This window comes from Burkholderiales bacterium (assembly GCA_015075645.1).
In the GTDB taxonomy this organism is placed as follows: domain Bacteria; phylum Pseudomonadota; class Gammaproteobacteria; order Burkholderiales; family Casimicrobiaceae; genus VBCG01.
In genome coordinates this window covers 745515-756021 of the sequence record JABTUF010000001.1, presented here as the reverse complement: position 1 = coordinate 756021, position 10507 = coordinate 745515, and the positions used below count along the sequence as shown (strand labels likewise).

Annotated in this window: 11 protein-coding genes; 4 read left to right on the top strand and 7 right to left on the bottom strand. The window is 70.2% G+C overall.

Annotated elements, in window-relative coordinates:
• The first annotated feature begins 297 nt into the window (after positions 1-297).
• Entirely contained in the window at positions 298-1482 is a 1185-nt protein-coding gene (locus HS109_03490) for a PhnD/SsuA/transferrin family substrate-binding protein (GenBank protein ID MBE7521432.1), read from the top strand.
• A gap of 39 nt (positions 1483-1521) precedes the next feature.
• Here HS109_03490 and HS109_03485 read toward each other — a convergent pair whose 3' ends face one another.
• The 4 genes from HS109_03485 to HS109_03470 form a co-directional block, all read right to left on the bottom strand.
• Positions 1522-3762 carry a TRAP transporter permease gene (locus HS109_03485; protein ID MBE7521431.1) on the bottom strand — a complete coding sequence of 747 codons (2241 nt, stop codon included), beginning with the start codon at positions 3760-3762 and terminating at the stop codon, positions 1522-1524.
• 40 nt (positions 3763-3802) lie between these two features.
• Positions 3803-4273, bottom strand: a complete 471-nt coding sequence (locus tag HS109_03480; GenBank protein ID MBE7521430.1) for a DUF1850 domain-containing protein — start codon at positions 4271-4273, stop codon at positions 3803-3805.
• A 23-nt stretch (positions 4274-4296) separates the two neighbouring features.
• Complete coding sequence (locus tag HS109_03475; protein MBE7521429.1) at positions 4297-5268, bottom strand: TAXI family TRAP transporter solute-binding subunit; 972 nt, start codon at positions 5266-5268, stop codon at positions 4297-4299.
• Between the two features lie 77 nt (positions 5269-5345).
• Positions 5346-6533, bottom strand: a complete 1188-nt coding sequence (locus tag HS109_03470; protein MBE7521428.1) for an FAD-binding oxidoreductase — start codon at positions 6531-6533, stop codon at positions 5346-5348.
• Positions 6534-6624: 91 nt separating this feature from the next.
• Between HS109_03470 and sugE the strand changes: the two genes are divergently transcribed.
• The 3 genes from sugE (at position 6625) to HS109_03455 (ending at position 7642) form a co-directional block, all read left to right on the top strand.
• Complete coding sequence (sugE, locus tag HS109_03465; GenBank protein ID MBE7521427.1) at positions 6625-6942, top strand: quaternary ammonium compound efflux SMR transporter SugE; 318 nt, start codon at positions 6625-6627, stop codon at positions 6940-6942.
• A 153-nt stretch (positions 6943-7095) separates the two neighbouring features.
• Complete coding sequence (locus HS109_03460) at positions 7096-7380, top strand: type II toxin-antitoxin system mRNA interferase toxin, RelE/StbE family (GenBank protein MBE7521426.1); 285 nt, start codon at positions 7096-7098, stop codon at positions 7378-7380.
• 1 nt (position 7381) lies between these two features.
• Entirely contained in the window at positions 7382-7642 is a 261-nt protein-coding gene (locus tag HS109_03455) for a helix-turn-helix transcriptional regulator (GenBank protein ID MBE7521425.1), read from the top strand.
• A gap of 48 nt (positions 7643-7690) precedes the next feature.
• On the opposite strand, the gene HS109_03450 is transcribed toward HS109_03455, so the two are convergent.
• Genes HS109_03450 through HS109_03440 form a run of 3 tightly spaced genes read right to left on the bottom strand, consistent with a single transcriptional unit; the run spans position 7691 to position 10313 of the window.
• Positions 7691-8491, bottom strand: a complete 801-nt coding sequence (locus HS109_03450) for an ABC transporter permease (GenBank protein MBE7521424.1) — start codon at positions 8489-8491, stop codon at positions 7691-7693.
• Positions 8488-9321 carry an ABC transporter ATP-binding protein gene (locus HS109_03445; protein ID MBE7521423.1) on the bottom strand — a complete coding sequence of 278 codons (834 nt, stop codon included), beginning with the start codon at positions 9319-9321 and terminating at the stop codon, positions 8488-8490. The genes HS109_03450 and HS109_03445 overlap by 4 nt, the downstream gene beginning before the upstream one ends.
• On the bottom strand, positions 9318-10313 hold the full coding sequence (locus HS109_03440; protein MBE7521422.1) for an ABC transporter substrate-binding protein: 996 nt from the start codon (positions 10311-10313) through the stop codon (positions 9318-9320). The genes HS109_03445 and HS109_03440 overlap by 4 nt, the downstream gene beginning before the upstream one ends.
• Between the last annotated feature and the right edge of the window lie 194 nt (positions 10314-10507).

The window sequence follows — 10507 nt, the reverse complement described above, 5'->3', positions numbered from 1 at the left end:
CCCGACGACCAGCATCAGGGGCAGCAGGAACCGGAGCGACAGGCGCATCCCGCCGACGTTAGCCGCCGGTCTTCCGGGGGTCTGTCGGACGGACCCCGATAGGCGTGCCCCTCGGACGGCGGACCCCCGCGCCGCGTTCCGGCGTCGCAGGGCCGCCCGAAGTCCGCAGCGCAGACGCCGGGCGTCGATGCAAGTCACTGAATGGAAAGGCAATCGGGCGGCGGGTGCGGGCGGCCGGCAGCGGCACGAACCTTGCAGGCTCCCCGGGTGTCTGCCCATCCCTTTGGGGGAGCCGCAATGAACAAGACAGTCCTCGCGTGGGCGCTGATGTTCGTGGCCGGGACGGCCGCGGCCGACATCAAGGTGCTCGTGGCCGTCGATCCGTCCGACCGCGAATCGATGGTGATCGGCGTGCAGGACATCGCCGCCTCGCTGTCGAAGGCGACCGGCACGCCGGCCAAGGTGCTGAAGTCCCAGGACCTGTCCGACGCCATGCGCGCGACGCGCACCGGCGAGTACGACGTCTACATCGCTCCCGCGCACGTCGCGGCCTCGGCGCTCGCGCACGGCTACGGGCTCGTCGGCTCGACGGAAGCCGACGACATCTACCAGCTCGTCGCGAAGTCGGGCGCGAAGGCCGCGGCGGACCTCAAGGGTGGGCGCATCTACCTGCCGCAGCAGGACTCGGTCGCCGCCTACGTGGCGCGCGGGATGCTGAACGAGTCCGGGCAGTCGCTCAAGACGTTCAAGGACGTCCTCTACCGGCGCACGTCCGGCGCGGGCCTGTTCGCGATCGACACCGGCATGGTCGACGCGACGGTCGCGAAGCGCGCCGACGTCGAGCAGTGGCTGAAAACCGGCGGGGCGAAGGGCGCGCCGCTGCTCACGTCACGGCCGGTGCCCGGCGGCATGTCGGTCGTCGTGCGCAAGGACGTTCCGGAGCCGATGCGCGCCAAGCTCGAAGGATGGTTCCTGAGCCCGGCGGGCACGATGCCCGGCATCGGGCGAGTCGCGCATCGCCCCGACCCGGGCGCCTACCGCTACGTCGCGGCGCTGGGCAACTGGACGCCGGCGCGACTGCCCGGCGCGAAGGTCGTGACGGCCGACGAGGTCCAGTCGCTCGCGCGCACGGGCGTGGCGATCGTCGACGTCCGCACCGCGAAGGAATACGGCGAGAAGCGGATACCGGGGGCGATCTCGATGCCCTACGTCGAGAAGAGCGTGAAGGACGTCGCGTTCGACCCGAAGGCCGACGAGTTCGCGCTCCCCGCGACGATGGACCGCGCGAAGCCCGTGATCTTCCACTGCAACGGGCCCGAGTGCTGGAAGTCGTACAAGGCCTCGCAGGTCGCGCTCGCGGGCGGATTCAAGACCGTCTACTGGTTCCGCGGCGGCATGCCCGAGTGGGAGCACAGCGGGCTCGCGCTCGACACCTCGAAGGTCGCGGCCGACAGGGTCGCGTCGGCGGCGCCGGCCCGCTGACGGAGGACCTCGCGGGGGCACCCCCGGGGCGCGGGGGGCTCAGCGCTTCGCGCGGAGCGTGTTCATGCCGAGCGTGATCGCGACGATCGCGATCCCGATCACGTTCAGCCAGAACTGGTTGAACACGAGGATCAGCCCGCCGACCGTCAGCACGACCTGCTCGACGCGCGTGATCGCCGTCGCCCACCAGCGCGTGTAGGCGGCCGAGAGCGCGAGGATGCCGATCGCGCCGGCGACGACCGCGGTGACGAACGCGCCCCAGGTGAAGTCGACGAAGAGCAGCGCCGGAGTGTAGGTGAACATGAACGGCACCAGGGCCTTGCCCATCGACAGGCGGAACGCGGTCAACCCGGTGCGCATCGGCTCGGATCCGGCAATGCCCGCCGCCGCGTAGGCGGCGAGCGCGACCGGCGGCGTCACGTCGGCGAGCACGCCGTAGTAGAAGACGAAGAAGTGCGTGGCGAGGAGCGGCACGCCGAGGGTCGCCAGCGCGGGCGCCGCGATCGACGCGAGGATGATGTAGGTCGGCGTCGTGGGAATGCCGGTGCCCATCAGGATGCACGCGACGGCGACGAACAGGAGGCCGAAGAACACCGTCGCGCCCTTCTCGGTCACGAGCCCGATCGGGTCGAACGCGCGGACGAGGCCCCCGACCTGCGCGGCGAGATCGACGACCGCGCCCGAGAACTTGAATCCGAGCCCGGAGAGCGTGAGCGTGCCGAGGATCAGGCCGACGCACGCGCACGCGGCGCCGATCGCGAGCGCGTACTTGGCGCCCTCGGAGAGGCCTTCGATCAACGGGCCCCAGGTGAGCGTCTGGCCCTGCAGGTGCCCCCAGCCGAGCTTCCGCGCGATCAGCGGGATGTACGAGCACACGAAGCACAGCACGATGCCCCAGAAGGCCGAGAGGAACGGTGTGTAGTCGAGGAGGAGCATCGTGACGAGCGCCACGAGCGGGAACACGAGGTGCCAGCTCTCGCCGATCACGCGCGAGAGCTTCGGGATCAGGTGCGGCTCGACGCCCTCGAGCTTGAGCCGCTTCGCCTCGAGGTGGACCATCGTGAGGCAGGCGAAGTAGTGGAAGAGCGCCGGCACGATCGCGACGATCACGAGGAACTTGTAGGGCACGCCCAGGAGTTCCGCCATCACGAACGCGGAGGCGCCCATCACCGGCGGCGTGACCTGGCCGCCGCAGGAGGCGGAGGCCTCGACCGCGCCGGCGAAGCGCGGCGAGAAGCCGTACTTCTTCATCAGCGGGATCGTGAGGGAACCGGTCGTCACCGCATTCGCGATCGCCGAGCCCGAGATCATCCCGAAGAGTCCCGACGACACGACCGAAACCTTCGCGGGGCCGCCCGAGAAGCGCCCGGCGACGATCGTCGCGAGGTCCATGAACAGCCGGCCGAGGCCGGTCATCTGCGCGAGGATGCCGAACAGCACGAAGTGGAACACGTAGGTCGCGACGACGCCGACCGCGATTCCGTAGATCCCCTCGGTGCCGACGTAGATGTGGTTGATCACGCGATCGGCGGGGTAGCCGCGGTGCGCGAGGATGCCCGGCATGTAGCGGCCGAGGAGCGCGTAGAGCAGGCACGCCATGCCGATGGCCGGCAGCAGCGGGCCCATGGTGCGCCGCGTCGCCTCCATCACGATCACGATCGCGAGCACGCCCATCATGTAGTCCTGCGCGATCGGCGCGCCGACGCGGGCGATGAACACGTCGTCGAAGAACACGATGAAGTAGAGCGAAACCGCCGCCGCGAGCGCGGCGAGCGGCCAGTCGACCCACGACAGGCGATCGCCGGTGCCGCCGAACTGCGGGAACGGCAGCGAGATGAACGACACGAAGCCGACGAGCGCGATAAACGCCCAGCCGTTCTGCAACCCGCCGATCGCCGACAGGCGATCGACGAGCGCCCAGGCGAGGTAGAGGTAGAACGCCGTGAACACGAGGCTCCAACCCCAGTCTCGCGCCGCGTGCCGGAGATCGGCGGCGGGCCGCTTGTGCGGGAACACGAGGAAGACGAGCGCGAGCACGAGCGCGAGGTGGAACGCCCGGTGCTTGATCTCGACCAGCAGGCCGAAACCGGCCGTGTAGATGTGGAAACCGGACAGAACGACCGCGATCGTCGTCACGAGCATGCCGACCGGACCGACGAGCGTCCGGAAATTCGATTCCGAGTCGAACGTGCGGATGAGTTCCGCCTGCTTCTCGGCCGAGACGGCCTCGACCTGGTCGGTCAGCAGGTTGCCGTGGGGGTTGGGCGGGTGCGCGGTCATGGGGAGAAATGGGGGGTGCCGGGATCCGGCCTGGTCGCGATCAACGCAGTCCGCTCGCGCCGGGGCCGGCCTGGCATGCGCCGGGGCGCGCGGCGAGCGACACGGCGCGGTTTCCCCACTGGGCGAGATCGACGGGGCGCGGGTCGCCGTCGATCGCGAGGCGCCACTTCTGGTCCGCGTGGACGCGGAGGGCGATCGAGTCGAAGCGCCGGTGCATCGACACGACCATCGTGTCGCCTTCGCGACGCCATGCGCCGTCCGCGTCGGCGGCGGTGGGAAGCCCCGGACCGTGCTGGCTGAACCGGATCTCGGTCTCTTCGATCGAGGTTCCGTCGACCCGGTAGCGTTCCACGACCGGCGTGCGGGTCACCGAATGGACGTAGCGGATCGAGAACGCGGGGGACGCGCCGGGCGCCTCCAACTGCGCGAGCGGCTTTCCGTCGGGGTGCGACGCGAGCGTGAGGCACGCGGCATGCGCGCTCGCGCCGAGAAACACGCCCGGGACCAGCATCCAACCGATCCCGGGCGGGGGCGTCACTTGATGAGGCCCTTCTCCCGGTAGTAGCGCTCCGCGCCCGGGTGCAGCGGGATCGACACCGACAGCAGCGCCGTCTTGAGCGAGATCTCCTTGCCCTTCGGGTGGACCTGGCCCAGCGTCGCGGTGTTCTCGTAGAGCGCCTTGGTCACCTCGTAGGCCATCGCCTCGGAGAGACCGTCGTGCGTCGCCCAGACCGCCATCACCGCGAGCGTGTCGACCGGCGCCGCCTGGCCCTTGTAGGTGTTCGCCGGAAGCTGCACGTTCGCGTAGTACGGCTGCTTCTTGCGCAGCGCCTCGATCTCCGGCCCCGCGAGCGGCACGATGCGGATGTCGCGGGCGTTCGCGAGGTCGGTGATCGACGAGGTCGGCGCGCCGGCGGTGATGAGCGAGGCGACGAGGTTGCCGTCCTTGATCTTGTCGACCGACTGGGTGAACGACGACAGGTCCTCGCCGATGTCCTTGCGCGTCATGCCGTAGGTCTCGAGCAGGTCGCCCAGCAGTTGCCACTGGCCGGAACCGGGCGAGCCCGACGAAATGCTCTTGCCCTTCAGGTCGCGGAACGTGTTGACGTTGGCCGACGCGAGCGTCACGAGCTGCACCTGCTCGGGATAGAGCGCGCCCAGCGCGCGCAGGTTCTTGAGCGGCTTGCCGTCGAACTGGCCCTTGCCGTTGTACGCGGCGTCGAGGATGTCGGCCGCGACGAACGCGCTCTCGATGTCCTTGCGGCCGAGGAGTTGCGCGTTCGCGACCGACGCGCCCGCGGTCTCGGCGGTCGCGGAGAGTTTCTTGCCGCCGATCGTCACTTTGTTGCTGATGAGCTGGGCGAGCATCCCGCCGAGCGGATAGTAGGTGCCGCCGGTGCCGCCGGTGGCGATGCCGAAGAACACACGCTCCTGCGCGGTGGCGTGGCCCGCGAAGGCGACGGCGGCCGCGATCGCGGCCGCGGCGATAAGGCGCTGTTGACGCATGGAACCTCCCCAGGGAGCCCGCGGACGCGGCGGGCGATCGTCCGGTCAGTATGCCACGGCGAGCGCGTCCGGAGCGGTCAGGAGACCGCCCCGGAGCCGTAGCGGCCGGAGAGGAGCCGTCCCGTGACGAAGCGCTCGAGCGCGTAGGGTTCGAGCGGGTAGTCGGTGGGAAGGCCCAGCACCTGCTGGGCGAGGAGCCGGCCGACGATCGGCGAGAGCTTGAACCCGTGCCCGGAGAACCCGTAGGCGACCGCTAGCCCCTCGACCCCGGGGAGCGCGCCCAGCACCGGATTCCAGTCGGGCGTCACGTCGTAGACGCCGGTCCACGACGACGCGAGCCCGGCCTCGGCGAACGAGGGCAGGCGGTGCGCGACCTCCGCACCCAGTTCGACGACGTGGTCGAGCGGGACGTCGGCCTGCACGGTGTCGGGGTGGTCGAGCGTCTCGCCTTCGTTGCCGTCGCCGACCAGGAGCTGGCGCGTCGCGTAGCTCCGCAGGTAGAGCTTCGCGTGCGACGCGAGATCCTTCAGCACCGGCAGGTCCTTCGTGTAGGCCGCGGGCCCTTCGAGCGTGAATACGGCGTGGCGCGAGATCGTGAGCGGCAGGTCGATCCCGGTCCACGCCGCGACCTCGCGCGACCAGATGTTCTGGGCGCAGACGACGGCGCCGGCGCGTAGCTCGCCCGCCGGCGTGCGCACGCCGGTGACCCGTCCGGCGGCGTCGCGGACGAGGCCGGTCACGTTCACGCCTTCGCGGAACGACACGCCGCGACGGCGGGCGGCGCGCACGAACGACGAGAGCACGAGGTGCGCGTCCGCGTAGCCCGCGTCGGGCTCGAAGCCGACGTGCGCGATGTCGTCGAACGACACGAGCGGATGACGCTCGCGCGCCTCGGCGATCGGGAGGTCGCGCGCGTCGATGCCGAGCGAGCGCTCGACCGCGAGCGTCGCCTTCAGCGCCTCGGCGCGCTCCCCTTCCGGCGCGACGATCATCAGCCCGCAGCGGTTGTAGCCGGAGACCGCCTCGGGGTCTTCGAGGTACTCGGCGAAGCGCGCGAAGATGCCGATCGCCGCGTGCGCGAGTTCCGCGTCCTCGCGCACCGAGTAGTGCGTGCGCAGGATGCACGAGGACTGCGCGGTGGTGCCGCCGCCCAGCGTGCCGCGTTCGAGGAGCGCGACGCGGCGGGCGCCGAGCATCGCGAGGTGGCAGGCGATCGACGTCCCGACCACGCCTCCGCCGACGACCACGACGTCGAAGCTCTCCATGGCCTTTCAGCGGCTGCGGGCGCGGGGCATCGAGCGTATTGGACCACAGGCGGAGCGATAATCGGCGCTTTCCCATCGCAAGGGGCGGAGCATGGCGTGGTTCGCGTTGTTCGTCGCGGGACTCTTCGAGGTCGGCTGGGCGATCGGCCTCAAGTACACCGAGGGATTCACGCGGACCTGGCCCAGCCTCGGGACCGGCGCGGCGATGGTCGCGAGCGTCGTGCTGCTCGGCTGGGCGATGAAGACGCTGCCGGTCGGCACGGCCTACGCGGTGTGGACCGGCATCGGCGCGGTCGGGACGGTGGCGCTCGGCATCGTGCTGTTCGGCGAGGCGGCCACGGTCGCGCGGCTCGTGTGCGTGGGATTGATCGTCGCGGGGATCGTCGGCTTGAAGCTCGTGACGGATTGAGGCGTATCGCCGGGAGCCTTTGGCCACCGTGGATCAGGGCTGCACCCGCGAACATCGTCGCCGGCGGCTGGCCGCCTCGGAATGCGGGCAGGCCGACTGATTCGCGGACACGCGGGGCTTGACATGCCATATGTGGCATATCCATGATGATACATGTGGCGCCTCGAGGAGCACCGCCGCGTCGACAGGCAGCTGTCGGGTTCCGTGCCGATCGAGATCCTGAAGCGCTACGAGAAGTGGAAGGACATCGCCGTGCTCTCCGGACCACCGGGATTGCGCGCGATCAGGGGATTTCGCGACGAAGCGCTGTCCGGCGAATGGAAGGGACATCGATCGTCACGCCTGGGAGCGCAGTGGCGGGTGATCTATCGCGTCGCCGCAGAGGTGCAGCTGATCCAGGTGGTCCACGTGACGCCTCACGACTATCGAAGAACCTGACATGAAGACCTTTCGTCCCGCCAGGCGGCGCGTGGAGGTGAGCGTGGGCGAGTCCGTGCGCATCCTGCGCGAGTTGCAGGAGCTGAGCCAGAGCCAGTTGTCCAAGCTGACCGGCATGTCGCAGGCGAACATCTCTGCCATCGAGAACGGCCGGGTCAACCTGGGGGTCGAGCGCGCGAAGGTTCTCGCCCGGGCGCTGAATTGCCACCCTGCCGTGCTCCTGTTCCCGGGCTGGGAGGTGCCGCTCGAGCCGGCGGCTTGACCAAGCGTTGGCCTCGATCGCGCCGCTGCCGGGTTCTTTCACAGCTTCTCAGCGCCCGGACAGCTCGCTCTCGTGCCACTGCCCGAGCGCGAGTTTCGAGGCGAGCGCCGCCCCGAGGTAGAACGCGACGCCGGCGAGCGCGATCAGCACCAGCGCGGCGAACAGGCGCGGAATGTCGAGCTGGATGCCCGCCATCAGGATCTGGTAGGCGAGGCCGGCGCCCTGGCCGCCGGTGCCGGCGACGAACTCGGCGACGACCGCGCCGATCAGCGCGAGGCCGCTCGCGATGCGCAGCCCGCCGAAGAAGTACGGTAGCGCGCTCGGGATGCGCAGGCGCGTCAGCACCTGCCAGCGCGTCGCGCGGTTCATGCGGAACAGGTCGGCGAGGCGCGGATCGACGCTCCGCAGACCGAGCGTGGTGTCGGAGACGATCGGAAAGATCGCGACGACGACGGCGCACAGGACGAGCGCGGTGCGGGTGTCCTTCACCCAGATGATGATGAGCGGCGCGATCGCGACGATCGGCGTGACCTGCAGCAGCACGACCCAGGGCGTGAATGCGGTCTCGATCCAGCGGCTCTGGACGAAGACGAGCGCGATCGCGACCCCGCAGACGATGGCGAGCGCGAGCGCGGTCAGGGCGATCGAGACGGTGACACCGAGCGAGGCGAAGAGCAGCGGCGCATCGGCGACGAGCGTGCGCGCGACGGTGAGCGGCGACGGAACGAGCCACGCGGGGACGTCCCAGGCGACCGTCCACGCCTGCCACAGCGCGAGCACGGCGATGGCGACGATCGCCGGAGCCGCGAAGCGCCAGCGCGACGTGCCCTCGACAGGCGCGCGGTTCATCGGCGCCTGCTCCTGCCGGTGTCGTCGGGGATGCCGCCGCCGGCCTCGGCGATGCGCCGGGACAGCCGCGCGGCGTAGCCCGCGAACGCGGTGGTCACGCGAAAGCGCTCGCCGCGCGGGAACGGTTCGTCGATCTCGACCTCGTCGACCAGGCGGCCGGGGCGCGGCCCCATGACCGCGACGCGCGTCGACAGGTACACCGCCTCGTGGATGCTGTGCGTGACGAACACGACGGTCAGTCCGCGCTCGCGCCACAGCGCGGAGAGTTCGTCGTCGAGGCGCGCGCGCGTGAACTCGTCGAGCGCGCCGAACGGCTCGTCCATCAGGAGGAGGTCGGGGCGGGTGACGAGCGCCCGCGCGATCGATGCACGCATCTGCATGCCGCCGGAGAGTTCGCGCGGCCAGCGACGCGCGCTGTCGGCGAGCCCGACGAGGGCGAGTGCGTCATCCACCGCGCGATCCGCCTCGTCGCGCGGCGTGCCGGCGAGCGAGAGCGGCAGGCGCACGTTGGCGTCGACCCGCGCCCAGGGCATCAGCGTCGGAGCCTGGAACACCATCGCGAGACGGCGGCCGGAGGTGCCGGTCCGCTCGAACGGCGCGCCCCACCACGCGATGTCGCCCGAGGTCGGCGCTTCGAGGCCCGCGATCAGATGCAGCAGCGTCGACTTCCCGCAGCCCGAAGGGCCGAGCACCGTCAGGAACTCGCCGCGGCGGACCTCGAGATCGATCGGGTCGAGCGCGCGGGTGCCGTTGGGCCAGGTCTTGGCGGCGCCCGACAAGGCGACCGCGGGAGCGTCGTTCCGCGCCGGCCGGTGCGCGGGAATGCTCAGGGCAGGACCTTGACGCCGTGCACGATCGCGAGGCTCCACGCCTTCGCATAGTCGACGTCCGGCTTCGCGAGCCGCGTGAGTTTCAGGAAATCGACGGTGGCGCGCCAGCGCGCGTCGGTCATCGACAGCAGTCCGTCCCGCTTCGCGCTGCCGCCCTCGACGATCGCGTGCTTCTTCATCTGGTCGACGCTGAAGGCCAGCAGTTCGTCGCTCATCTGCGGGTTGTCCTTCCGGATGAGCGCGTTCCCCGGCGCCGGATTCGCGAGGTAGCTCTTCCACCCTTCGGCGGACGCGCGCACGAAGCGTTCGAGCACGTCGGCGCGGCGGACGAGCGTGTCGCGCCGGACGACCAGCGCTTCGGAGTAGGGCGGATAGCCGAAGTCGGCGAGCAGGAACACGACCGGCTTCACGCCGGCCTTCTCGATCGAGAACGGCTCGGAGGTCGCGAAGCCCTGCTGCGAGAGCGTCGGATCTGCGAGGAACGGCTGCACCGAGAACGCGTACGGGCGCTTCTGCGCGTCGTCGAAACCGAATTGCGCCTTGAGCCACGGCCAGAACGTCGTGTTCGCGGCCGAAGCGATCGCGATGGGCTTGCCCTTCAGTTGTTCGAGGCGGGATACGCCGGGGTGCGCGATGACCACGGTCGGATTCTTCTGGAACGTCGCCGCGATCGCGACGAGCGGGACCTTCTGCTCGATCGCGTTCAGGACCTGCAGCCCGTCCGCCATCGCGACGTCGAGCTGTCCGGCCGCGAGGAGTTGCAGTCCGTTGACCTGCGGACCGCCCATCCTGATCGTCACGTCGAGCCCGTGCTTCGCGTAGATGCCTTCGGCCTGCGCCTGGTAGAAACCGCCGTGCTCGGCCTGGGCGAACCAGTCGGTGGCGAAGACGACCCGGTCCCTGCCCTGCGCATGCGCGAGCCCCGCGAGCGATGCAGCGGCGAGCGCGCACAGCGCGAGGAGCGCGAAGCGTCGGCGGCCTGGCGATTCCATCGGACCTCCCGGGCGAATGCGAGGGCCGATTATGCCGGGAACGCGCATCGCCGTGGGTCGGGCTTCAGCCCGACGGAATCCGTGCCGATGCGAGGGAACGGCGTCGGCCTGAAGGCCGACCTACCGATGGGGATGTGGGTCGGGCTTCAGCCCGACAATCGCGGCGACTGTGGGTCGGGCTTCAGCCCGACGGG

What these genes read in the sequence shown, in the direction of transcription:
- HS109_03490 (MBE7521432.1), top strand. Translation starts at nt 298, where the DNA reads ATGAACAAGACAGTCCTCGCGTGGGCGCTGATGTTCGTGGCCGGGACG.
- HS109_03485 (MBE7521431.1), bottom strand. Translation starts at nt 3,762, where the DNA reads ATGACCGCGCACCCGCCCAACCCCCACGGCAACCTGCTGACCGACCAG.
- HS109_03480 (MBE7521430.1), bottom strand. Translation starts at nt 4,273, where the DNA reads ATGCTGGTCCCGGGCGTGTTTCTCGGCGCGAGCGCGCATGCCGCGTGC.
- HS109_03475 (MBE7521429.1), bottom strand. Translation starts at nt 5,268, where the DNA reads ATGCGTCAACAGCGCCTTATCGCCGCGGCCGCGATCGCGGCCGCCGTC.
- HS109_03470 (MBE7521428.1), bottom strand. Translation starts at nt 6,533, where the DNA reads ATGGAGAGCTTCGACGTCGTGGTCGTCGGCGGAGGCGTGGTCGGGACG.
- sugE (MBE7521427.1), top strand. Translation starts at nt 6,625, where the DNA reads ATGGCGTGGTTCGCGTTGTTCGTCGCGGGACTCTTCGAGGTCGGCTGG.
- HS109_03460 (MBE7521426.1), top strand. Translation starts at nt 7,096, where the DNA reads ATGTGGCGCCTCGAGGAGCACCGCCGCGTCGACAGGCAGCTGTCGGGT.
- HS109_03455 (MBE7521425.1), top strand. Translation starts at nt 7,382, where the DNA reads ATGAAGACCTTTCGTCCCGCCAGGCGGCGCGTGGAGGTGAGCGTGGGC.
- HS109_03450 (MBE7521424.1), bottom strand. Translation starts at nt 8,491, where the DNA reads ATGAACCGCGCGCCTGTCGAGGGCACGTCGCGCTGGCGCTTCGCGGCT.
- HS109_03440 (MBE7521422.1), bottom strand. Translation starts at nt 10,313, where the DNA reads ATGGAATCGCCAGGCCGCCGACGCTTCGCGCTCCTCGCGCTGTGCGCG.